19 protein-coding genes are annotated in these 22,393 nt (G+C 73.2%); 11 read left to right on the plus strand and 8 right to left on the minus strand.

Annotated elements, in window-relative coordinates:
- Window positions 1-37 precede the first annotated feature (37 nt).
- Together D459_RS0119155 and D459_RS0119160 are read right to left on the minus strand one after the other, a co-directional pair.
- Window positions 38-787, minus strand: coding sequence for a hypothetical protein (locus tag D459_RS0119155; RefSeq protein WP_026120545.1), 750 nt, complete (start codon window positions 785-787; stop codon window positions 38-40).
- Entirely contained in the window at window positions 784-1,314 is a 531-nt protein-coding gene (locus D459_RS0119160) for a SigE family RNA polymerase sigma factor (protein WP_017594620.1), read from the minus strand. Before D459_RS0119160 ends, D459_RS0119155 begins: the two co-directional genes overlap by 4 nt.
- Window positions 1,315-1,752: 438 nt before the next feature.
- Between D459_RS0119160 and D459_RS0119165 the strand changes: the two genes are divergently transcribed.
- The 6 genes from D459_RS0119165 to era all read left to right on the plus strand — a co-directional run bounded on the left by D459_RS0119165 (window position 1,753) and on the right by era (window position 6,595).
- The gene (locus tag D459_RS0119165) at window positions 1,753-2,106 is read left to right on the plus strand and encodes an HIT domain-containing protein (RefSeq protein WP_017594621.1); all 354 of its coding nucleotides are present in this window, start codon (window positions 1,753-1,755) and stop codon (window positions 2,104-2,106) included.
- A gap of 132 nt (window positions 2,107-2,238) precedes the next feature.
- Entirely contained in the window at window positions 2,239-3,252 is a 1,014-nt protein-coding gene (locus tag D459_RS32170) for a PhoH family protein (RefSeq protein ID WP_051065482.1), read from the plus strand.
- A gap of 19 nt (window positions 3,253-3,271) precedes the next feature.
- A complete protein-coding gene (ybeY, locus tag D459_RS0119175; protein WP_017594623.1) occupies window positions 3,272-3,760 on the plus strand; it encodes an rRNA maturation RNase YbeY in 489 nt (162 codons plus the stop codon).
- A gap of 26 nt (window positions 3,761-3,786) precedes the next feature.
- Complete coding sequence (locus D459_RS0119180; protein WP_152523046.1) at window positions 3,787-5,124, plus strand: hemolysin family protein; 1,338 nt, start codon at window positions 3,787-3,789, stop codon at window positions 5,122-5,124.
- A 60-nt stretch (window positions 5,125-5,184) separates the two neighbouring features.
- Window positions 5,185-5,535, plus strand: a complete 351-nt coding sequence (locus D459_RS0119185; RefSeq protein WP_017594625.1) for a hypothetical protein — start codon at window positions 5,185-5,187, stop codon at window positions 5,533-5,535.
- Between the two features lie 91 nt (window positions 5,536-5,626).
- Window positions 5,627-6,595, plus strand: a complete 969-nt coding sequence (gene era, locus D459_RS0119190) for a GTPase Era (protein ID WP_017594626.1) — start codon at window positions 5,627-5,629, stop codon at window positions 6,593-6,595.
- Window positions 6,596-6,726: 131 nt separating this feature from the next.
- On the opposite strand, the gene D459_RS0119195 is transcribed toward era, so the two are convergent.
- Window positions 6,727-7,461, minus strand: a complete 735-nt coding sequence (locus tag D459_RS0119195; RefSeq protein WP_017594627.1) for an IclR family transcriptional regulator — start codon at window positions 7,459-7,461, stop codon at window positions 6,727-6,729.
- 454 nt (window positions 7,462-7,915) lie between these two features.
- Between D459_RS0119195 and D459_RS0119200 the strand changes: the two genes are divergently transcribed.
- Entirely contained in the window at window positions 7,916-9,178 is a 1,263-nt protein-coding gene (locus D459_RS0119200; RefSeq protein ID WP_026120546.1) for a DUF6986 family protein, read from the plus strand.
- A 53-nt stretch (window positions 9,179-9,231) separates the two neighbouring features.
- On the plus strand, window positions 9,232-10,584 hold the full coding sequence (allB, locus tag D459_RS0119205; RefSeq protein ID WP_017594629.1) for an allantoinase AllB: 1,353 nt from the start codon (window positions 9,232-9,234) through the stop codon (window positions 10,582-10,584).
- Window positions 10,585-12,497: 1,913 nt separating this feature from the next.
- Here allB and D459_RS0119210 read toward each other — a convergent pair.
- The 5 genes from D459_RS0119210 to uraD form a co-directional block, all read right to left on the minus strand.
- The gene (locus D459_RS0119210) at window positions 12,498-14,102 is read right to left on the minus strand and encodes a nucleobase:cation symporter-2 family protein (RefSeq protein WP_081620629.1); all 1,605 of its coding nucleotides are present in this window, start codon (window positions 14,100-14,102) and stop codon (window positions 12,498-12,500) included.
- 251 nt (window positions 14,103-14,353) lie between these two features.
- Window positions 14,354-15,814: a nucleobase:cation symporter-2 family protein gene (locus D459_RS0119215; protein WP_017594631.1), complete on the minus strand. Its 1,461-nt coding sequence runs from the start codon at window positions 15,812-15,814 to the stop codon at window positions 14,354-14,356.
- A gap of 250 nt (window positions 15,815-16,064) precedes the next feature.
- Window positions 16,065-16,961 (minus strand): factor-independent urate hydroxylase, encoded by an 897-nt coding sequence (gene pucL / locus D459_RS0119220; protein WP_017594632.1) that lies wholly within the window; start codon window positions 16,959-16,961, stop codon window positions 16,065-16,067.
- A 231-nt stretch (window positions 16,962-17,192) separates the two neighbouring features.
- Entirely contained in the window at window positions 17,193-17,537 is a 345-nt protein-coding gene (uraH, locus tag D459_RS0119225; RefSeq protein ID WP_017594633.1) for a hydroxyisourate hydrolase, read from the minus strand.
- Window positions 17,534-18,082, minus strand: a complete 549-nt coding sequence (gene uraD / locus D459_RS0119230) for a 2-oxo-4-hydroxy-4-carboxy-5-ureidoimidazoline decarboxylase (RefSeq protein WP_017594634.1) — start codon at window positions 18,080-18,082, stop codon at window positions 17,534-17,536. Before uraD ends, uraH begins: the two co-directional genes overlap by 4 nt.
- A 447-nt stretch (window positions 18,083-18,529) precedes the next feature.
- On the opposite strand from uraD, the gene D459_RS0119235 reads away from it, so the two are divergent.
- The 3 genes from D459_RS0119235 (at window position 18,530) to gcl (ending at window position 22,163) form a co-directional block, all read left to right on the plus strand.
- A complete protein-coding gene (locus D459_RS0119235; protein WP_017594635.1) occupies window positions 18,530-19,330 on the plus strand; it encodes a hydroxypyruvate isomerase family protein in 801 nt (266 codons plus the stop codon).
- A gap of 50 nt (window positions 19,331-19,380) precedes the next feature.
- Window positions 19,381-20,271 (plus strand): 2-hydroxy-3-oxopropionate reductase, encoded by an 891-nt coding sequence (locus D459_RS0119240; RefSeq protein WP_017594636.1) that lies wholly within the window; start codon window positions 19,381-19,383, stop codon window positions 20,269-20,271.
- 173 nt (window positions 20,272-20,444) lie between these two features.
- Window positions 20,445-22,163, plus strand: coding sequence for a glyoxylate carboligase (gene gcl, locus D459_RS0119245; RefSeq protein WP_026120547.1), 1,719 nt, complete (start codon window positions 20,445-20,447; stop codon window positions 22,161-22,163).
- Window positions 22,164-22,393: the final 230 nt, after the last annotated feature.

A 22,393-nucleotide genomic window follows, 5' to 3' on the forward strand; every position in this document is an offset into this window, starting at 1 on the left:
GCAACGCTGCACCGCAGGCGAGTCCCGGGTGCCGGGGCTACTCCACCGGGACGTCCGGCGGGGTGCCGGGGTCGGGCTTGCCGCCCGGGTCGGGGGAGGGCGAGCCGCCGCCCCCGCCGTCGCCGGGTTCGGGGTCCTCGCCGCCGCCTCCGCCGCCGTCGTCACCGCCGGGGTCGGGGTTCTCGCCGGGGTGGCCGTCGCCCTCGCCGTCGGTGCCGCCGGAGCCCTCCTCCGGGTCGCACTCCGGGGCCTGCGGGGCGGCCGGGTCCTGCTCGGTGCCGTCCCGGGAGGACGCCGACGGGGACGGGTCGGCGGAGTCGTCCGGCTCGGGCGTCACACAGGCGATCGAGGCGCCGCCGGACTCCTCCTCGGCGGGGTCCTCGGCGCCGCCGGGGCGGTCCTCCTCCCCGCGGCCGGACGGGTCCTCGGCGCCGGGCGACTCGCGGTCGGACTCCGGCCGGGTGTCGTCGTTCGCCTCGCGCTCGGAGACGGCCAGGTCGCGGGGGCCCTCCTGGTCCTGCTCGGCCCGGCTGTCGAAGGAGGCGGGCAGCAGCTGGTCGCGGAACTGAGGGGTGCCCATCAGCACGGTCCCGGCGATCGCCGCGGCGGCGCCGACCGCGAGCGCGGGGCGGAGCCAGGGGAGGCCGAGCCAGCCGGTGCGTCGGCGCCGCTCGGTCCGCTCGCGGATCGCCGCGAGGGCTTCGGGGGAGGGCTCGACGGAGCCGGCCTCGGCGCGCAGTGCGGCGCGGAGGCGCTCTTCGATCCCCTCGTCGAACGGGTCGGTCATGTCGTCTGCTCCAGAACCGAGCGGAGAGCCGCGATGCCGCGGGCGGTATGGCTCTTGACGGCGCCCCGGCTGATCCCCATCGCGTTCGCGATCTGGGCCTCGGACAGGTCACCGTAGTATCGCAGCACGATGGCCTCGCGCTGCCGGGTGGGCAGCTTGCGGAGCGCCTCGATCACGGCGGCGCGCTCCAGCTCCCCCATGGCCCCGTGCTCGGCGCTCGGGGCGTCCGGCAGGGCCTTGGGGGCGTGCTTCTCCACGACGGCCCGGTGCCGCAGCACCGAGCGGGCCCGGTTGACCACCGACTGGCGCAGGTAGGACAGCGCCTTGTTGGGGTCCCGCAGCCTGCGCCAGGCGCCGTGCATCGCCACGAACGCGTCCTGCACCACCTCTTCGGCGGTGGCGTGGTCGCGCACGAGGAGCGCGGCCAGCCGGACGAGCGGCCGGTAGTGCTCGCTGTAGAGCTGCGTCACGGCCTGGTCGGCGTTCCACTCGATCGTCGTCGGCGCCGCGGTCCTTCCCGCGACCATGGTCTCCGTCACGTCGGTTTGACGCGCGCCCTTGTCGCCGGGTTTACGAAAGGGCATACCTGTTCTTCTCGTTGAGTCGTGTGGTAGGGCACATTCTCCGCACCGCCGTGCTGCACTCCCCGCCGAGCGGGTGCGGAGAAACCGGAAGACACGGGCGATATCACGTGGAGCACACGATAGCCCGATACCGCGGTCACCGCCGGACGATCCAGGAATAAGGCTTCCCCGGCGGCGTGTTCCCCGAAACCCGCCCGTCCGGCACCGGCCGCCCGGCCAGGGTCCACCGTAGAAGAGCCGGCGCCCGGGAGCGACCCGAACGGCCGATGTCGCCCGGCCCGGGATATCGGGAGGCCCGCGGGGCCGGTGCTGCGGCATGATGGGGGGCGGCAGGGCCGGCCCGCGGCCGGCGGACGGCGTACGCAGAGGGAGAGGACGCAGGTGGCGCAGAGGGACCCCGATTGCCTGTTCTGCAAGATCGTGGCGGGCGAGGTGCCCGCCGAGATCGTCCGCGAGGGCGAGCGGACCATCGCCTTCCGCGACATCAACCCGCAGGCGCCCACGCACGTCCTGGTGATCCCGCGCGACCACGTCCCGAACGTGGGCACCGCGGCCCGAGCGGGCGCCGGGCTGGTCGACGCGATCGCGGCGGAGGCGGCCGAGGTGGCCGCGGCGGAAGGGATCGGCGACGCCTACCGGATGGTGTTCAACACCGGTTCGGGGGCCGGGCAGACCGTCTTCCACGTGCACGCCCACGTGCTGGGCGGGCGCGGGATGGAGTGGCCTCCGGGGTAGCCCGGGACCGCCCGGGCGCGTGCCCGCGCCCGGGCCCGCGGAGGTCCCGTTGGGATAAAGTGGGGGAGCCGCTTCGGGCGAATCCCCATGGACGCGAGTAGACAGGGGCGAGACGGCCGCCAGGCCCAACCCATGGTCGAATCAACACAGAACAGCACGCAAGTCAAGATCGTCGTGCCCGAAGAGCACATGATGGTCAGCCTGCTGGGGTCCTCCGACGAGCTGCTGCGCACGGTCGAGCGCGCGTTCGAGAGCGACATCCACGTCCGCGGCAACGAGATCACGATCAGCGGCAGCCCCGAGGAGACCTCGGTGGTGGTCCGGCTGATCGAGGAGCTGCTGGAGCTGGTCAAGAACGGCACGCACATCACGCCGGACGCGATCGACCGCACGCTGGCCATGCTGCGCTCGCCCTCGGTGAGCGAGCGCCCCGCCGACGTGCTCACCATGAACATCCTGTCGGCGCGCGGGCGCACCATCCGGCCCAAGACGCTGAACCAGAAGCACTACGTGGACGCGATCGACCGGCACACCATCGTGTTCGGCATCGGCCCGGCGGGCACCGGCAAGACCTACCTGGCCATGGCCAAGGCGGTCAAGGCGCTGCAGAACAAGCAGGTCAACCGGATCATCCTGACCCGCCCCGCGGTCGAGGCCGGGGAGCGGCTGGGCTTCCTGCCGGGGACGCTCTACGAGAAGATCGACCCCTACCTGCGCCCGCTCTACGACGCGCTGCACGACATGCTCGACCCGGACAGCATCCCCAAGCTGATGGCGGCGGGCACCATCGAGGTCGCCCCCCTGGCGTACATGCGCGGCCGGACCCTCAACGACTCCTTCATCATCCTGGACGAGGCGCAGAACACCTCTCCCGAGCAGATGAAGATGTTCCTCACCCGGCTGGGCTTCGGCTCCAAGATCGTGGTGACCGGCGATGTCACCCAGGTGGACCTGCCCAGCGGCACCTCCAGCGGGCTCCGCACCATCGAGGAGATCCTCACCGGCATCGACGACATCTGGTTCTCCAAGCTGACCAGCGAGGACGTCGTCAGGCACAAGCTGGTGAGCGCGATCGTGGACGCCTACGGCAGGTACGACGGCGGGGGACAGCGCTCGGGGCGCCGCTCCGAGCGTCCGCAACGATGAGGATGGGCGCACGAGAGCAATGAGCATCGACGTCGCGAACGAGTCCGGCGTCCCGGTCGACGAGTCGGCCCTGTCCGAACTGGCCAGGTACGTCCTGGACGCGCTGCGGATACACCCGCTCGCCGAGCTGTCCGTCGTCCTGGTGGACGAGGAGCCCATGGCGGAGCTGCACATGCGCTGGATGGACCTGCCCGGTCCCACCGACGTCATGTCCTTCCCCATGGACGAGCTGCGACCGGGCGGACCGGACCGGCCCTCCGAACCGGGCACCCTGGGCGATGTGATCATCTGCCCGCAGGTGGCCGCGCGCCAGGCCGAGCAGGGCGGCCACGGCGTCCAGGACGAGCTGGACCTGCTGTGCACGCACGGCATCCTGCACCTGCTCGGCTATGACCACGCCGAGCCCGAGGAGCGCACCGAGATGTTCGGGCTCCAGACCGAGCTGCTGATGGGGTGGCGGCCGAGCGCGGCCGCCGCCTCGCGGACGGCCGAGACGCGAGAAGGCTGACCGTGGACCCGACGCACCATAGCGCCCTGGCCGCCGGGGCGGCCCTGTTCCCGTCGCCGACCGCCGCGGTCGCCGGCCTCCTGGCCGCGGTCGTGCTCGGCCTGCTCTCCGCCTTCCTGGTGGCCGCGGAGATCGCGGTCACCCGGGTCGCCGCGGGCGGCACCGGGGGGGCCGGAGGCAAGGACCCGTCCCGGCTGCAGGCCGTCGCGGCCGACCCGGGCAGGTTCCTCAACCTCGTCCTGATGCTCCGGGTGGCCTTCGAGGTGGCGGCGGTGGTCGCCGCCGCCGCGGGCTTCGCGGGCCTGCTCGGCGCCGGCTGGCCGGCGCTGCTGGCCACCCTCGTGGTGGTGATCCCGGTGGACTACGTGCTGATGGGCGTCACCCCGCGGATCCTGGGCCGGCAGTTCTCGGTCCCGGTCGCGGGCACGGCCGTGGCGCTGCTGGCCCCGGTCGCGGTGGTCCTCGGCCCGGTGGCCCAGGGCCTGGTCCGGCTGGGGCGCGGCCTCACCCCGCGGAACAAGGGCGAGCGCAGCGGCCCGTTCAGCAGCGAGGAGGAGCTGCGCCGCCTGGTCGACCTGGCCGAGCGCGGCCACGTGATCGACGCCGAGGAGCGGGAGATGATCCACTCGGTGTTCAAGCTGGACGACACCGTCGTCCGCGAGGTCATGGTGCCGCGCACCGACATCGTCTTCATCGGCGGGGACGAGGGCCTGGACGACTGCCTGTCGCTCGCGCTGCGCAGCGGCTTCTCCCGGATCCCGGTGACCGGCGAGGACGAGGACGACGTGATCGGCATCGTCTACCTGAAGGACGCCGCCGCGCTCATGCAGGAGCGGTGGGCCCGCGGGGAGGACGAGCGGGGCCCGGTGCCCACCGCGCGCGAGGTGATGCGCCCGGCCAGCTACGTGCCGGACTCCAAGCCGATCGACGAGCTCCTCCGGGACATGCAGCGGCAGCGGATCCACGTCTCGGTGGTCATCGACGAGTACGGCGGCACCGCCGGGCTGGTCACCATCGAGGACATCGTGGAGGAGATCGTCGGCGAGATCACCGACGAGTACGACGACGAGATCCCGCCGATCGAGCGGCTCGGCGAGGACCGGGCGCGGGTCACCGCGCGGCTGCCCCTGGGCGAGCTGGCCGAGCTCTTCGGCACCGAGGTGGACGCCCCGGAGGTGGACACCGTCGGCGGGCTGCTCGCCTACGCGCTGGGCCGGGTGCCGATCACCGGTTCCAAGGCGGACTACGCTGGTCTCAGGCTCACCGCGGAGAACCCCGCGGGCCGGCGCAACCGGACCGCGACGATCCTGGTGGAGCGGATCGGCGAGGACGGCGGTGCCGGGCCGGGCGTTCCGCGGGACTGAGCCCCCGCCTGCGCCGGCGCGGCGCGCCCGGCCGTGCCGACACCTCTGCGAAGGAGACCAGTGACCGACGATCAGCGCCCGGAACTCGGGGCCGAGGACGAGAAGCTCATCACCCTGGCGCGCGCCTCGCGCGCCCGCACCGGCGCGGCCGAGGGCGCCGCCGTGCGCGACGAGACCGGCCGCACCTACACCGCGGCCACGGTCGCCCTGCCCAGCCTCAGGCTGACCGCGCTGCAGGCGGCGGCCGCCGCCGCGGTCTCCAGCGAGGCCGCCGCCCTGGAGGCGGCGGTGGTCGTCGGCGCCGGAGGCGAGCTGAGCGCGGACGACCTCGCCGTCGCCGCGGACCTGAAGACCCCGCTGGTGGTGCTGGCGGCCCCGGACGGGACCCCCACCGCCGTCACCCGCTCCTGACGCGGACGGGGCGGGCCGCGCACCGGAGGACACCGGAGCGCCGCCGCACCGTCCGCGCGGCCCGCCCGCACCGCATGAACGTGAGACATCCATGGACGAGCTCGACCTCGAAAGACTCCGCACCCCGCTGCCGCCGCTCTCCTACCCGGAGGGCTTCCGCAGCGGCTTCGCGTGCTTCGTCGGCCGCCCCAACGTGGGCAAGTCGACGCTGATGAACGCGCTGGTGGGGCAGAAGGTCGCCATCACCAGCAACCGCCCGCAGACCACCCGGCGCACCGTGCGCGGCATCGTGCACCGTCCGGACTCCCAGCTGATCATCGTGGACACCCCGGGCCTGCACAAGCCGCGCACCCTGCTGGGCGAGCGGCTGGACAGCCTGGTCCGCTCCACCCTGGTGGAGGTGGACGTGATCGGCTTCTGCGTGCCGGCCGACGAGCCGATCGGCCGCGGCGACACCTACATCGCCCGGGAGCTGGCCGCGCAGCGGGAGACCCCGGTGGTCGCGCTGGTCACCAAGACCGACAAGGCCACCCGCGAGCAGGTCGCCGAGCAGCTGCTGGCCGTCCAGGAGCTGGGCGGGTGGACCGACATCGTGCCGGTCTCCGCGGAGAGCGGGGAGAACCTGGACCGGGCCGCCGACGTGCTCTGCGGCCACCTGCCGGAGGGGCCGCCGCTCTACCCGGACGGCGACCTCACCGACGAGCCGGACGAGATGCTCGTCGCCGAGCTGGTCCGGGAGGCCGCCCTGGAGGGCGTCCGGGACGAGCTGCCGCACTCGATCGCGGTGATGGTGGACGAGATGGGCCCGCGCGAGGGCGCCCGGCAGGGCCGGGAGCTCACCGACATCTACGCCTCGCTCTACGTGGAGCGCCCCAGCCAGAAGGCGATCGTCATCGGCTCCAAGGGCGAGCGGCTGCGCCGGGTGGGCACCGCGGCCCGCAAGCAGATCGAGGCGCTGCTGGGCACCCGGGTCTACCTCGACCTGCGGGTGCGGGTGGCCAAGGACTGGCAGCGCGACCCCAAGCAGCTCCGCCGGCTCGGCTTCGACCAGCAGACCTGACCCCAGGGCGATGATCTTGACGTTGCGGGGGTAACAGAGCGCTCTGACACCCCCGCAACGTCAAGATCATCGGGGGCGGGACCGGTGCGGTCCCCCTCCCGCGCCGGGGCGGTGCGGGAGGGGAGCGGCGGCTAGCTCTGGTGGTTCAGGTCGCCGGCCAGGGCGAGGGCGGCGCGCTGCACGATCGGCGCGGCCTTGTCCACGAACTCCCAGCTGACCCGGGCCTCCGGGCCGGAGATGGAGACGGCCATCATGGCGGGGCCGCCGAGCACCGGGACGGCCAGGCAGCGGACCCCGATCTCCTGCTCGCCGTCGTCGATGGCGTAGCCCCGCTCCCGGATGCGCACCATCTCCTCGGCGAACGCCTCCGGGGTGCTGATGGTGCGGTCGGTGGCGGCGGGCATGCCGGTCCGGCCGACGGTGGCCAGCGCCTCCTCCTCGGGCAGCTGGGCCAGGAGCGCCTTGCCCACGCCCGCGGAGTGCGGCAGCACCCTCCGGCCCACCTCGGTGAACATCCGCATCGCGTGCGGCGAGGGGACCTGGGCGACGTAGACCACCTTGTCCCCGTCGAGCATCGCCAGGTTGGCGGTCTCGCCGAGCTCGTCCACCAGCTGCGCCAGGTGCGGCCGGGCCCAGGTGCCGAGCATCCGCGACGCGCTCTCGCCCAGTCCGATCAGCCGCGGCCCCAGCGCGTACCGGCGCGAGGGGAGCTGGCGCACGTACCCGTTGTCCACCAGGGTGCGGATGATGCGGTGGATGGTGGGGAGCGGCAGCCCGGAGGAGTCGGCGAGCTGGCTCAGCGAGATCTCCCCGCCCGCGTCGGCCATGATCTCCAACAGGGCGAACGCGCGGTCGAGCGACTGCACCCCGCCAGCTCTCGCCCGGGGGACGTCGCCAGAGGGGGCGCCCTCGATCGAGGTCTGTGACGTTGCCAAAGGTCTCCAGCTCCCATCGCCTGGCCGCCGCGGTCGTGCGGTGGCCGTCAGGATCATCCGGTCTCATTCTGCGATACGGAAGTAGAGGGACGCCAATGGCGGCGCCCCGCAGCCGCATCCCGGTCCCCGCCCGCGCGCCCTCCGGGCGTGAACCGGTGCCCCGCCGCAGGTCCTCGGCGGCGTTCTGCTCCTCATCGGTGCTCGGGTCCGCGGGCCCGGCACGGGAAGCCCGCACCGAACCCCTTGTTCTTCCGAATTGTAGAAGTTAGTGTCCGCTATATAAAAGATCTAGCGGGTGGCGTTTTCCTCTTCGCGCCACCCGGCGACAGCCACGGAAGGGAAGTACCAAGTGGGAGAGCAGGAGGCCGCGCAGAGCGGGCGGCGGTTGGCCGGAATCGGCCTCGGCGAGCTCGCCGACGCACTCGACGCGCGGCTCGCGGACGCCGACGCGCGGCTCATCGCGCAGTACCCCGGGGACTCCGGCCGGCGCCAGCCGGTGCACACCGTCTACGTCCCGGCCGACCAGGTGCGCGCCGGGCTCTGCGCCGAGTGGGGAGAGCAGGCGCTGGCCTCCCTGGACGAGTTCGCGCCCGACGCCGAGACGCTGGCCGCGGCGGCCGGCATGGACCCGGGCGCGGTGGCCGACGCGCTCCCCCGGGTGCGCGCCAAGCTCGCCGGGGAGCCGATCGAGGACCTCCGCGTCGACCTGGAGGACGGCTACGGGGCCCGCTCCGACGAGGAGGAGGACGCCCACGTCGCCTCCGCCGTCGCCGCGCTCGCCGCCGACCTGGACGCCGGCCAGGCCCCGCCCTACTTCGGGGTGCGGATGAAGGGCATGGAGTCCGCCGGGCGCCGCCGCGGCCTGCGCAGCCTCGCCCTGTTCATCGGCGGGCTGCTGGACGCCGCCGGCCGCCTCCCCGAGGGCTTCGTGTTCACCCTGCCCAAGATCACCTCGGTCGACCAGGTGGAGGCCATGGTCTGGGCGTCCGAGCAGCTGGAGAAGCGGTTCGGGCTGCCCGCCGGCCGGCTCGGCTTCGAGCTGCAGATCGAGACCCCGCAGTCGGTGCTCACCCCGGACGGCGCCGCCGCGGTCGCGCGGATGGTGCACGCCGGCGAGGGCCGGGTGACCGCCCTGCACTACGGCACCTACGACTACAGCGCCGCGGTGGGCGTCACCGCCGCCTTCCAGAGCATGGCGCACCCGGCCGCCGACCACGCCAAGGCGGTCATGCAGCTCGCCGCGGCCGGCACCGGGGTGTGGCTCTCCGACGGCTCCACCAACGTGGTGCCGGTGGGCGGCCGCGAGCAGGTGCACGCCGCCTGGGCGCTCCACGCGGGCCTGGTCCGCCGTTCCCTGGAGCGCGCCTACTACCAGGGCTGGGACCTCCACCCGCACCAGCTGCCCACCCGCTACCTGGCCACCTACGCCTTCTACCGGGAGGCGTTCGAGCCCGCGGCCGCGCGGCTCAAGGCCTACCTGGGCGCGGCCGGCGGCGGCGTGCTGGACGAGCCGGCCACCGCGCAGGCGCTCGCCTCCGCCCTGGTGCGCGGCTGCAACTGCGGCGCCCTGGAGGAGGCCGAGGTCGAGGCGGCCACCGGGGTCGGCTCCGAGGTGCTGCGCGGTTTCGCCGACCGCAGGGTCGGCTGAACCGCCCGGCGGAGCGGATCGGAACCGGTAACACCAGCGGGAACGGGAGAACCATGCCTGAACACGACTACGAGCTCGTCGTCCGCGCACGCCGGGCCATCACCCCCGAGGGCGAGCGCCCGGTGGCGATCGGGGTCCGCGGCGGGCGGATCGCCGAGATCGCCGGCGCCGACGCGCCGCTGGACGGTGCGCGCACCGTCCAGACCGCCGAGGACGAGGTGCTGCTGCCCGGCCTGGTCGACAGCCACGTGCACGTCAACGAGCCCGGCCGGACCGACTGGGAGGGCTTCGCCAGCGCCACCCGGGCGGCCGCCGCCGGCGGCGTCACCACCATCGTCGACATGCCGCTGAACAGCATCCCGCCGACCACCACGGCCGAGGGGCTGCGGGTGAAGCGGGAGGCCGCCGAGGGCCAGGTCGCGGTGGACGTCGGCTTCTGGGGCGGCGCGGTGCCGGAGAACAGCGCCCCGGGGGAGACCGGGGAGCTGACCGCCCTGTACGGGCAGGGCGTCTACGGCTTCAAGTCGTTCCTCTCGCCGTCCGGTGTGGACGAGTTCGGCCACCTCACCCCGGAGCTGTACCGCTCCGCCGCGGCGGCCATCGGGGAGCTGGGCGGCACCATCATCGTGCACGCCGAGGACCCGGGGCTGCTGGAGTCGGCGCCCGCCGCTTCCGGCCCGGAGTACGCCTCCTTCCTCGCCTCCCGCCCGGACGAGGCCGAGCACGAGGCGATCCGCCTGGTCATCGAGACCGCCCGGCAGACCGGGACCCGCTCGCACATCCTGCACCTGTCCACCGCCACGGCCCTGCCGATGATCGAGAAGGCCAGGGCGGACGGCGTCCCGCTGACCGTGGAGACCTGCCCGCACTACCTGACCATCGCCGCGGAGGAGGTGCCCGCGGGCGCCACCCAGTTCAAGTGCTGCCCGCCGATCCGCGGCGCGGCCAACCGCGACGCGCTGTGGCGGGCGCTGGCCGACGGGGTGATCGACTGCGTGGTCAGCGACCACTCGCCGAGCACCGTGGACCTGAAGGACCTGGACACCGGCGACTTCGGCACCGCCTGGGGCGGCGTCTCCGGCCTCCAGGTGGGCTTCTCCGCGGTGTGGAGCGAGGCGAGCGCGCGCGGCCACTCGCTGGCCGACGTGGTGCGCTGGATGGCCTCCGGCCCGGTCCGGGTGGCCGGCCTCACCGGCAAGGGCGCGCTGGCGGTCGGCAACGACGCGGACTTCGCCGTGGTCGCCCCCGAGGCGCGCACCCGCATCGACGCCCGGACGCTGCAGCACAAGAACCCGCTGAGCGCCTACGACGGCCGGGAGCTCACCGGCGTCGTCCGCGCGACCTACCTGCGCGGTGAGCGGATCGACCCGGCCGCCCCCAAGGGCCGGCTGCTCCAGCGGTCCTGACCGACCCGGGACCGGGGAAGGCCGCCGCACCCTTCCCCGGCCCCGTTCCCCCCTTCCGGCCCGGCCCCCCGCAGCGGGGGACCGGGCCTCCGTCGTGCCCGGTCCGACCTCCCTTCCGGCCCGGCCCCGCAGCGGGGGACCGGGCCTCCGCCGTGCCCGGTCCGACCTCCGGCCGGGCGCGGCGTCTCGCGGGGCGGGGGTCCAAGCGGGCGGCGAGGGCGGGAGGGGGACCGGCTGCTCGGGCGCGGCGTCTCGCGGAGCGAAGGTCAAGACGGGCGGCGACGGCAGTGGTAGGGGCGGGGCCGGGCGTCCTAGCCGGGCGCGGCGCCTCACGGGGCGGGGGTTCAAACCGGCGGCGAGGGCGGGAGGGGGGACCGGCCGGTCGGTCGGGTACAGCCCCCCACGGGGCGAAGGTCAAAACGGGCAGCGACGGCGAAGGTAGGGCTGGGGCGGTGGCGGTCGCCCGGGCGCGGCGCTCCACGTAGCGGGGGTTCAAACCGGCGGCGAAGGCGGCGGTGGGGACCGGCTGGTCGGTCGGGCGCGGCGCCTCGCGGAGCGGAGGTACAAGCCGGCGGCGACGGCAGCGGTAGGGGAGGGGTGCAGGCGTCGCCCGGGCGCGCACCCCATGGGGCCGGGGTTCAAGCAGGCGGCGAAGGCGGGAGCGGAGTGGGCGCCGCGTTCACCGGCCCGGCCCGCACCCAGCAGGGCGGCCTTATCCCCTATGCCCGGTTTGCGGCGGGGATCGGGCGGGGGCGGGAGTCCCCTGCGCACCCCCGCAGCACCCCGATTACATCTACCAGCGAGTAGTAAGCCCCCAGACCCCCATCGCCCCCTCGCCGATCACCCAGAGTGGCCAAGGCGGGCCCTCTCTGCAGGGCAAATCCGACATCTCACCCCCGCGCCATCCCTCCCCGGGTTCCGGCCCCCTGCCTTGCGGCCTTGCGGGCGGCTCGAACCCCCGAACACCGGCCCGGTCAGGGCGATTCGGGGCTTCCGGGGGCCGATCCGGGCCGGGATGCGCGCCCGGGAATCACCGGGGTGCTCTCGCGGTGCGCAGGGCGCACCACCCCGCCATCACCCTACGTATTCGCTCAGGTCAGAGAGGTGCAGCGGTTTCAGGGGCGGCCGGCCCCGGCGCCCGGGCGACACGGAAACGGCGAACCTGCCGCCCCCTACCCTCCCCGGCCGCCCCTCCCTGCTCTGCCGCACCCGACCGACCGGCCGGCCGGTGCCCCTCCCCTCCCCGCCGTCGCCGCCGGTCTGAAGCTTCGCCCCGTGGGGCGCCGCGCTTGACCGACTGGCCGGTTCCCCTCCCTGCTCTCGCCGCCTGCTTGTACCCCCGCCCCGTGGGACGCCGCGCCCGGGTGACCACCTGCGCCCCGGCCCTACCTTCGCCGTCGCTGCCCGCTTGTACCCCCGCCCCGTGGGGCGCCGCACCAGACCGACTGGCCGGCACGCCCTCCCGCCCTCGCCGCTGGTCTGAATCCCTGCCCCGCGAGACGCCGCGCCCGGGCGACCGCCTCCGCCCCGCCCCTTCCTTGGCCGTCGCCGCCTGCTTGGACCTTCGCTCTGCGGGGCGCCGCACCGGACCGACCGGCCGGTCCCCACCGCCGCCTTCGCCGCCTGCTTGAGCCCCCGCCCCGTGGGGCGCCGCGCCCGGCTGGGGCGCCTGGCCCTGTTCCTGCCGCTGCCGTCGCCGCCTGCTTGAACCGCCACCCCGTGGGGCGCCACGCCCGAGCGACTGGCTGGTACCCCCCTTCCTGCCCTCGCCGCCTGATCGGAGCTCGGCCCTGTGGGGTGCCGCGTTCGGGCGTGGGCGCGGGTGCGGGAACCCTGCCCCGGCCGTTGCGGACGGGGAACGGCCCCGGGCGCGGTGCCCGGGGCCGTTCCTGGGGGGTGGGGAGCGGAGGAGGTCAGTCGCTCTTGGCGCTGAGCTCTCCCTCTTCGCCGGCCGGCTCACCGCCGTCGGCGCCGGCGTTCCCGCCGGCTTCTCCATGCCCGGAGGGGTGCTTCCCGTCGGCCTCTCCGCCGCCGGAAGGGCGCTTTCCGTCGCTGCTGCCGGAGCGGTAGGCGGCGTCGGCGGCCTCGGTGTACTTGGCCTCGCCGGGGCCGGCGGTCTTCAGTTCGTCCCGGTCGATCTCGGCGGAGGGCTGCGGGGCCTTGCCGCGGCCGATCACGTTGAAGCAGATGTTCAGCGTGATCGCCACGATCGCGGCGCCCACGATGCCCGAGTGCAGCACGGTGGCGATCGGGCCGGGGAAGCCCTCGTAGAAGTCCGGCACCGCCATCGGCAGGATGCCGAACCCGAGCGAGGTCGCCACCAGGATCAGGTTGAGGTTGTTGTCGAAGTCGACCTTGCCCAGGGTGCGGATGCCGCTGGCCGCGACGGTGCCGAAGAGCACCAGGCCCGCGCCGCCCAGAACCGGCATCGGGATCGCCGCCACCACCCGGCCGAGCACCGGGAACAGCCCGAGGACGATCAGGATGCCGGCGCCGCTGGCCACCACGAAGCGGCTCTTGATCTTGGTGAGCGCCAGCAGGCCGATGTTCTGCGCGAACGAGCTGCCCGGGGTGGTGTTGAAGATCGGGCCGATGATGGAGGCGCTGACGTCGGCGCGCAGGCCCGCCGAGATGCGCTTGGCGTCCACCTTGGAGCCGGTGATCTCGGCGACCGCGATGATGTGCGAGGCGCCTTCGGTCAGCACCACCAGCATGATCACGCACATGGTCAGGATGGCCGCGAGCTCGAACTCCGGCATGCCGAAGTGCAGCGGCGAGCCCAGCGCGAAGAACGCGCCGTCGGAGACCGCGCTGAAGTCGGTCTTGCCGAGCGGCAGCGCGATCAGGGTGCCGGCGATCAGGCCGAGCAGGATCGCCACCCGGCCGAGCAGCCCCGGCAGCACCCGGGAGAAGAGCAGCACCAGGGCGAGCGTCGCCGCGGCGAGCCCGATGTCGCTCAGCGACGGGTGGCCGGAGGGGTTGTTGTTGACGATCCACCCGGCCGCCACCGGCATCAGCGACAGGCCGATGACGGTGATGATGCTGCCGGTGACCGCGGGCGGGAAGAAGCGTACGAGCTGCCCGAAGAACGGCGTCAGGCAGAGGGCGAACAGGCCGCCCACCAGGGAGGCGCCGAAGACCACCGGGAGCCCCTGGTCGGTGGCGATGGTGGTCATCGCGCCGACCGGGACGAAGGAGGCGGCCACCACGATCGGCAGCTGGGCGCCGGTGCGCCACGGGCCGAGCGTCTGCAGCAGGGTGGCGATGCCGGCGACCAGCAGCGCGCCGCTGACCAGGATCCCCTGGTCGGCAGGGCTGAGGCCGGCCGCGCCGCCGATCACCAGGGCCGGTGCGACGGCACCTGCGTACATGGTCAGGATGTGCTGCAGGCCGTAGAGGCCGAGCAGCTTCGCGGGGAGGCGTTCGTCTTCAGGGCGTGGGGGGATGGCGGTGTCCCCATCATGGGCGGCGGCGTTCGTCGTGGCCGGGGTGCCGTCTTTCGACTTTCCGAGTTGCATGGCCAGTGTCAGCCCCTTGGGGTCTTGGTGCGACCGTCCCGAGGTGCGGGGCACTCCACCCTGGGGGACACCGTCCCGGGGTGCGGTCGAACCGGTTATTGGGTCGGGAGCGGTCCCGTCGCGCCCTTCAGGGGCCGCTCCTGTCCTGCTCCGGCCGCAGCGCGGGCGGCCGGTCGCGCGGACTCACCGTCCGCGCCCCCTCCCCGGGGCCGCCGGGGAGGGGAGGTTCCTATGTCCGGACCGGGGAGGTGTCAGGCCTCCGGTTCCGGGTGCGCTCCGGCGGGGTGCCGGACCGCCTCTTCTTCTCCCGCATCCGTGTTCCGTCCGCGGCGCCCCGCGTTGAACAGGATGTTAAGGACGATGGCGACCAGCGAGGCGCCCACGATGCCGGAGTGCAGCACGGTGGCGGCCCAGCCGGGGAGGCCCTCGTAGAAGTGCGGGAACAGCAGCGGGATCAGGCCCGCGCCCAGGGAGGCGCCGACCAGCACCAGGTTGAGCTGGTCGGTCAGGTCGTCCTCGGCGATCGTCTTGATGCCGCTGGCCGCGACGGTGCCGAAGAGCACCAGGCCCGCGCCGCCCAGCACCGGCATCGGCACCGCGGCGACGAGCCGGCCCAGCACCGGGAAGAGCCCCAGCAGGACCAGCAGCCCGCCGGCCCAGGCCACCACGAACCGGCTGCGCACCCGGGTCATCGCCACCAGGCCGATGTTCTGTGCGAAGGAGGAGACCGGGAAGGTGTTGAGCAGCGGCGCCAGGGTGCTGGCCAGTGCGCTCGCGCGCAGCCCCTCGGAGATCCGCCGCCGGTCCACCCGGGCGCCGACGACCGCGCCGACGCCCATGATGTTGGCGGTGCCCTCGGTCAGCACCACGAGCATCACGATGCACATGGTCAGGATGGCCGCGGGCTGGAACTCGGGGAGCCCGAAGTGGAACGGCTCGGGCAGGGCGAACAGCGGGCCCGGCGCGACCTCGGAGAAGTCGGCCCGACCGGTGAGCGCGGCCACCGCGGTCCCGGTGACCAGGCCGATCAGGATGGAGAACCGGCCGATCACGCCGGGGATCCGGTTCAGCAGCAGCACCAGGGCCAGCGTGCCCAGGCCCAGCAGCAGGTCGCCGGAGGCGGGCACGCCGCCGGGCGCGTCGCCCACGATCCAGCCCAGCGCCACCGGGAAGAGCGAGAGCCCGATGACGGTGACGATGGTCCCGGTGACGATCGGCGGGAAGAACCGGGCCAGGGAGCCGAAGAACGGGGAGATGGCGAGGCCGAACAGGCCGGCCGCGAGCGAGGCCCCGAAGACCGCGGGCAGTCCGCCCTCGGCGGCGATCGACTCCATCGCGCCGACCGGCACGAAGGTCGCGCCGACCACGATGGGCAGCTGGGAGCCGAGCCCCAGCCAGCGCACGCCGAGCGTCTGGAGCAGGGTGGCGATGCCGGCGAGCAGCGTGGTCGCGGCGATCAGGGTCGCGGTCTGCGCCCCGTCGAGGCCGGCCGCGGTGCCGATGATCAGCGGCGGGGTGATCAGCCCCGCGTACATGGTGAGCAGGTGCTGGAGTCCGCCGATGAGGTACTGGCCGGTGGTGTGCCGGCAGTCCTCGGGGCGCTCCTCGGCGCCCTGCCCCGGCGGAGGGGCCGAGCGGTCCCGGGTCGCCGTGGCGGTGGGTTCGTGCTGCGCGCGGAGGTCGTTTCCACCGCCGTCGTTGTCGTGTCGCATGGTCCTTGACCGGGCCCCTACTGGGTCAGTGGGTGCGGGCCGACGCCCCTGGGCGGAGCGCAGGGCCCGTGTGCGTCGGGTTAGGGGCGCGCATCCGGGATGCGGGTACGCGTCGCGGCCGTGCGGCTGTCGCGGTGCGGTTCGCGCGCCGACGGCTGGCGGTCGGGGACGGCGGAGAGGCCGCCCAGGCCGGGACGGGGGTCCGGGCCCCGAAGGGGGCGGGGCCCGGACCGGGAGGGGGAGCCTCGGCTTACACGAAGGCCGGCACGCTCTCCCAGGCGCGGCCCGCCTCGGGGGCGTCGTCGCGCTCGACGACGGCCTCGATCTTGCCGTAGGGGCGGTCCGCGGCGAAGAACACCTCGTTCGGGTTGTCCAGGCCGAACGGGGAGAGGTCCACCAGGAAGTGGTGGTTGTTGGGCATGGAGAACTTGACCTCGGCGATCTCCGGGTGCGCCTCGAGGACGGCCTTGCCCATCTGGTAGAGCGTCTGCTGCAGCGCGAGGCTGTGGGTGTTCGCGAAGGCCTCGAGCATGAGGGCCTTGACCGAGGCGTAGGTCTTGTCCCAGTCGACGTCGGTGCCGATGTAGCGCCAGCGGGCGGTGACGTCGGTGGCCAGGATCCGGTCGTCGGTCTCCTGCAGCGTGGTGTACTTCGTCTTCGGGTAGCCGTGGAACTCCGAGCCGGTCGACTTGAGCACGGTCAGCCCGGTGAAGCCGGACACCACCCACTCCTTGTCGCCGTCCTTGGTGATCACGGTGCTGCGCACCTCGCCGCCGCTGCGGACGAAGGAGTGGTCGTGCGGGCCGGCCGAGGTGGCGATCCGCTCCCAGGTGTACTCCTCGACCTCCTGGCGGGCGCCGTACACGTAGTCGTGCTCATCGACGAAGTGCCGGGCCATCTTCAGCGCGAAGTCCTCGATGGCGCCGACGCCGCCCCACTCCTTGGCCTTGGCGTAGACGGTGTTCTTCTGGGTGTCGGTGGGCAGGCACTTGCAGTTGTCGCCCTCGGTGTGCACCGACTCCAGGTCGCCGCGGAGCTGGGAGGTGTAGTTGATGTCCTTGATGGTGTGCACGGCGCTGCCGCGGTCGACGTGCACCATGCGCACCTCGGCCTTGCCGTACTGGTTGTCTCCGAGTCGGATCCCCATGGATCGTCTCCGTCCTGTGCGTCGAGATCAGGCTTCGCCGCCCGGCCGCCGTCCGCGTTCGCGCGGGAAGGGCGCGGGGCGGTTCACAGAAAGGGCCTGCGCGCCCGGGGCGCCCGGGGGCGCCGTCGCGGGGTCGCGCGGCGTGCGACGAGGGAGGACCGCTGTGGTCATGCGGAAGGACCTGTCACCGCACTCGGATGGGATGTCGATTCCGGTCGACTCCTTGAGGCCTCAGCTCCCCCGGTAGGTCGAGAAGGCGAACGGGCTGAGGAGCAGCGGGACGTGGTAGTGCGCCCCGGTGTCGGCGAGCTCGAACGCGATGGTCACGTCGGGGTAGAACCCGCGCTGCCCGGTGCGCTCGAAGTAGCCGGCGGTGTCGAAGACGACCCGGTAGACGCCCGCTTCCAGCTGGTCCGGACCGAAGTCCGGGACCCGGCCGTCCTCGTTGGTGGCGCCGGTCGCGACCGGCTTCCAGGAGGTCCGCGCCTCGTCGGCGGCGGCCTCCAGCCGCACCTCGACGCCGGCCGCCGGGCGGCCCAGGGCGGCGTCGAGGACGTGTGTGGTGACGTGGCTCATGTGTTGTCCAGTACCTTCTCCACGCGCAGCAGCGCGATCTTGCGGAACTCTCCTGCGACGACCCGCTTCTCCCGGTCGGCGGAGTTGCCCATCCGCTCCTTGAGGTCGGTGAGCAGCTCCTCGGGGGAGCGGCCGGAGGCGCACACCAGGTAGATGTGGCCGAACCGGTCCTCGTAGGCGGCGTTGGCCTCGGCGAAGGCCTGCGCGGCGGCGTCGCCGCCGGCGGTGACCGCGGACTGCTCGCCGCGCGACCACCGGGACTCGGTGTCGGAGCCGCTCGCCTTCTCGCCGATCCGCGGGTGCCGGGAGATCGCGGTGTCCACTTCGCCGTCGCTCATCTGCGCGGCGTGCGCGTCCGCGGCGGCGAGCAGGGCCTCGCGGGAGGCGAAGGGCCGCTCCGCGTCCAGGGCCGCGGTCCACCGGTCCACGTTGAGGCACTGGGCGAACTCGGCGCGGAAGTCGTCCGAGGTCAGCGCGTTGATGCGCGCCAGCCCCGGATCGCCGTTCGGGTCCGTTGCGGAGGAGCCCGAAGAGGTGTCGGACATGGTCCCCTCTGTCCTGTTCCGTCCGTCCGTCGGGGCCGGGCCCCGGTCCGGTGGCGCGGTGCGGCCGCGCGCCGTGGCTGAAGCGCGCGTTAACGCGGCGGCCACAGGGAGGACGGTCGGATTTCGTAGTGCAGAAACTTTCTTTTACATGTCGGACTGTAGCCCCGGTCACAGTGTGGTTGTCAACACCGGGCCGCAGATCGCCCCGCCGTCGAGCAGGACGAGCCGGGCAGGTGAGCGCCCCATATGTGAGTTTCTGTGAGCTAGATCCCACTGTCTACCCCTTTGCTCCTTATAGGGGGCGGAGGGGGTGCGGGCGGGGTGTCCGGCGGAGGGGTGGTTGACAAGCCGCGGTTCGCGACGCAGACTCGCATCATTCCTTCAAGCGAAAAATAGATTCCGCATCATGAAATTCACCGCCACCGACTCTGCTGAGGAGAGCACGCCATGAGCCACTCGCTGCGCTACACGGTGAACTGCTCGCTGCTCTTTACCGAGCTGCCGCTGAACGAGCGCCCCGCCGCAGCCCGCAAGGCCGGGTTCGACGCGGTCGAGTTCTGGTGGCCGTTCGCCTCCCCGGTCCCCTCCGACACCGAGGTCGACGCCTTCGTCACCGCGATCTCCGACGCCGGGGTCGAGCTCACCGGGCTGAACTTCTTCGCCGGCGAGCTGCCCGGCCCGGACCGCGGGGTGCTCTCCCAGCCCTCCCGGGCCGGCGAGTTCCGCGACAACCTGGACGTCGTGGCCGGCATCGCCCGGCGCACCGGCACCAAGGCGTTCAACGCCCTCTACGGGCTGCGCCAGGACGGCGTCGACCCGGCCGAGCAGGACCGCGTCGCCCTGGAGAGCATCACCGCCGCCGCCGAGGCGGTCGCCCCGATCGGCGGCACCGTGCTCATCGAGCCGGTCAGCGGCTCCGACGCCTTCCCGATCAAGACCGCCGCCGACGGCCTGGCCGTCGTCGAGCGGGCCAAGGCCGCGGGCGCGGGCAACGTCGCGCTCCTCGCCGACTTCTTCCACCTCGCGGTCAACGGCGACGACGTCGCCGCGGTCGTCCGCGACCACGCCGCCGACTTCGGCCACATCCAGATCGCCGACGCCCCCGGGCGCGGCGAGCCGGGCACCGGCGACCTCCCGCTGCTCGACCTGCTCGAGGCCGCCCAGGCCGGCGGCTACGACGGGTTCGTCGGCCTGGAGTACAAGCCGACCGTGCCCACCGCGGAGAGCTTCGGCTGGCTCGGCCGCTGAGCGGCCCGAGCGGCCCCCGAACCAGACCTCCCCAGGAAGGAACCAGCCACATGTCCGCCAAGCAGAACATCGCCTTCATCGGCCTCGGCATCATGGGCCTGCCCATGGCCGTCAACCTGGTCAAGGCCGGCTACCAGGTGACCGGCAACAACCTCACCCCGGAGCCCGCCCAGAAGCTCGCCGCGCAGGGCGGCAAGGCGGCCGACTCGATCGCCGAGGCGGTGGCCGGCGCCGACGTCGTCATCACCATGGTCCCGGACTCCCCGGACGTGGAGGGGGTCCTGCTCGGCGAGGACGGCGTCTACGCCAACGCCCCGGCCGGCGCGCTGGTGATCGACATGAGCACCATCCGCCCCGACGTCTCCCGCTCCCTCGCCGAGGAGGGCGCCCGCCGCGGCTTCCGCGTGCTCGACGCCCCGGTCAGCGGCGGCGAGGCCGGCGCCATCGAGGCGAAGCTGTCCATCATGGTCGGCGGCGCCCAGGCGGACTTCGACGCCGCGCTGCCGGTCTTCGAGGTGCTGGGCACCACCCCGGTGCTGGTCGGCCCGTCCGGCGCCGGCCAGACCGTCAAGGCCGCCAACCAGCTCATCGTGGCCGGCAACATCCAGCTGGTCGCCGAGGCCCTGGTCTTCCTGGAGGCGCACGGCGTCGACACCGAGGCCGGCCTCAAGGTGCTCAACGGCGGCCTGGCCGGCAGCACCGTGCTGACCCGCAAGGGCGAGGGGATGCGGAACCGCTCCTTCGACCCCGGCTTCCGCATCGCGCTGCACGACAAGGACATGAAGATCGTGACCACCGCGGCCCGCGAGGCCGGCGTGGCGATCCCGCTCGGCGCCCTGGTGGCCCAGTTCATCGGCGCGCTCAAGGCCCAGGGCCACGGCGGCCTGGACCACTCGGCGCTGCTGAAGATCGTCGAGCAGCTCTCCAGCCAGGAGAAGTGAGCGCGGGCGGAGCCGCTCGGAACGCTCCGGATTAGGGATCCCGCGGGCGGGACGGCCGAAGGCGGTCGCGGCTTAGCCGTGATACGCGCGTCCGCCTCGGGCCCGGGTGTTGGCCGCACCCGATGTCCCGCCTGCGGGCCCATGACCCCCCTAGCACTGAAGGGTTCAAGCAAATGGTACAGATGCCCGCGATGAACGCGGCCGTCGAGGTCATGAAGGACGAGGGCGTCACCACCGCCTTCGGCTGCCCCGGCGCCGCGATCCTGCCCCTCTACAAGGCCATGGAGCAGGTGGGGGGGATCGAGCACCTCACCGTCCGGCACGAGGAGGGCGCCACCCACATGGCCGACGGCTGGTCCCGCACCACCGGCAAGGTGGGCGTGGCGATCGGCACCTCCGGCCCGGCCGGCACCAACATGATCACCGGTCTGTACACCGCGATGGCCGACTCCATCCCGATCGTGTGCATCACCGGCCAGAACCGCACCGACCTGCTGGACAAGGAGGGCTTCCAGGCGGTCGACATCGTCTCCATCGCCAAGCCCGTCACCAAGTGGGCGGTGCAGATCAAGGAGGCCGGCAGCGCTCCGTGGATCTTCCGCGAGGCGTTCCGGATCGCCCAGGAGGGCCGCCCCGGCCCGGTGCTGATCGACATCCCGCTGGACGTCGCCCAGCAGGTCATCGAGTACGACCCGGCGATCGACGCGCCGCTGCAGCTCAACGAGGTGCGGCCGCACCTGCCGCGGGTCGAGCGCGCGCTGGACCTGCTGCTGGAGGCCGAGCGCCCGCTGATCCTGGCCGGCGGCGGCATCATCCTCGCCGAGGCCTCCGACGAGCTGGCCGAGCTGGCCGAGCTGCTGCGGGTCCCGGTCCAGGTCACCCTGATGGGCAAGGGCTCCTTCGACGAGGACTCCGAGCTGTTCGCGGGCATGACCGGCGTGCAGACCTCGCAGCGCTACGGCAACGCCTCCTTCCTCGAGTCCGACCTGGTGCTCGCGGTCGGCGCCCGGTTCGCCGACCGGCACACCGGCAAGATCGACGTCTACCGGGGCGAGCGCAAGTTCATCCACGTCGACATCGAGGCCACCCAGCTGGGCAAGGTCTTCGAGCCGGACCTGGGCATCGTCTCCGACGCCAGGCTGTTCCTGCGCGCGCTGATCGACGCCGCGAAGCGCCGCAAGGCCAAGGCCGACGTCGGCGCCTGGATCGAGCGGATCGGCGAGCTCAAGCGCACGCTGGGCCGCAAGGAGGACTTCGACTCCGTCCCGGTCAAGGCCCCGCGGGTCTACAAGGAGATCAACGAGGCCTTCGACGAGGACGCCTACTTCGTCACCGCGATCGGCCTCTACCAGATCTGGGGCGGCCAGCACCAGAAGGCCTACAAGCCGCGGCACTACCAGATCTGCGGCCAGGCCGGCCCGCTCGGCTGGGAGATCCCGGCGGCCATCGGCGTGAAGAAGGCGCTGAAGGACACCGAGCCGGACGCCGAGGTCGTCGGCATCGTCGGCGACTACGGCTTCCAGTACATGGTCGAGGAGCTGGCGGTCGCGGCGCAGTACAACGTGCCGTTCGTGATCATCATGCTGAACAACGAGTACCTCGGCCTCATCCGCCAGGCCGAGATCCCGTTCGACATGAACTACCAGGTCGACATCCACTACGACGACTACGGCACGGACAACGTCAAGGTGATGGAGGCCTACGGCTGCTCCGGCCGCCGGGTCTTCGAGCCCGCCGAGATCCGCGACACGATCGAGTGGGCCCGCAAGGAGGCGCGTGCGACCTCCCGCCCGGTGCTCGTGGAGATCATGATCGAGCGCGAGGCGAACACGCCGCACGGTCCGGCGATCGACGCGGTGAAGGAGTTCGAGCCGGAGCCGGAGACCGCCTGATCGGGCGGCACATGAACGGGGGAGCCGCGCCGGCGCCGCAAGGCCCGGCCGGACTCCCCGCACCGGGCGCAACGGTGGCCACTTGGCCGGGCCACCGCTGCGGTCCGGGCCCCGCGGGGCGCATCGGTGGTCACTTGGCCGGACCACCGCTGCGCCCCGCACGCATGCCCGCGGGCCGGGCGGGCGGGAAGGAACCCGGGGGCGGGCGCGTTCCGGTTCCGCCGGGGGTT

Origin of the sequence: Nocardiopsis potens DSM 45234 (genome assembly GCF_000341105.1) — a bacterium.
In the GTDB taxonomy this organism is placed as follows: domain Bacteria; phylum Actinomycetota; class Actinomycetes; order Streptosporangiales; family Streptosporangiaceae; genus Nocardiopsis_A; species Nocardiopsis_A potens.

What these genes read in the sequence shown, in the direction of transcription:
- D459_RS0119240 (WP_017594636.1), top strand. Translation starts at nt 19,381, where the DNA reads ATGTCCGCCAAGCAGAACATCGCCTTCATCGGCCTCGGCATCATGGGC.
- D459_RS0119210 (WP_081620629.1), bottom strand. Translation starts at nt 14,102, where the DNA reads ATGCAACTCGGAAAGTCGAAAGACGGCACCCCGGCCACGACGAACGCC.
- D459_RS32170 (WP_051065482.1), top strand. Translation starts at nt 2,239, where the DNA reads ATGGTCGAATCAACACAGAACAGCACGCAAGTCAAGATCGTCGTGCCC.
- uraH (WP_017594633.1), bottom strand. Translation starts at nt 17,537, where the DNA reads ATGAGCCACGTCACCACACACGTCCTCGACGCCGCCCTGGGCCGCCCG.
- era (WP_017594626.1), top strand. Translation starts at nt 5,627, where the DNA reads ATGGACGAGCTCGACCTCGAAAGACTCCGCACCCCGCTGCCGCCGCTC.
- allB (WP_017594629.1), top strand. Translation starts at nt 9,232, where the DNA reads ATGCCTGAACACGACTACGAGCTCGTCGTCCGCGCACGCCGGGCCATC.
- ybeY (WP_017594623.1), top strand. Translation starts at nt 3,272, where the DNA reads ATGAGCATCGACGTCGCGAACGAGTCCGGCGTCCCGGTCGACGAGTCG.
- uraD (WP_017594634.1), bottom strand. Translation starts at nt 18,082, where the DNA reads ATGTCCGACACCTCTTCGGGCTCCTCCGCAACGGACCCGAACGGCGAT.
- D459_RS0119235 (WP_017594635.1), top strand. Translation starts at nt 18,530, where the DNA reads ATGAGCCACTCGCTGCGCTACACGGTGAACTGCTCGCTGCTCTTTACC.
- D459_RS0119155 (WP_026120545.1), bottom strand. Translation starts at nt 787, where the DNA reads ATGACCGACCCGTTCGACGAGGGGATCGAAGAGCGCCTCCGCGCCGCA.
- D459_RS0119160 (WP_017594620.1), bottom strand. Translation starts at nt 1,314, where the DNA reads ATGGTCGCGGGAAGGACCGCGGCGCCGACGACGATCGAGTGGAACGCC.
- pucL (WP_017594632.1), bottom strand. Translation starts at nt 16,961, where the DNA reads ATGGGGATCCGACTCGGAGACAACCAGTACGGCAAGGCCGAGGTGCGC.
- gcl (WP_026120547.1), top strand. Translation starts at nt 20,445, where the DNA reads ATGGTACAGATGCCCGCGATGAACGCGGCCGTCGAGGTCATGAAGGAC.
- D459_RS0119215 (WP_017594631.1), bottom strand. Translation starts at nt 15,814, where the DNA reads ATGCGACACGACAACGACGGCGGTGGAAACGACCTCCGCGCGCAGCAC.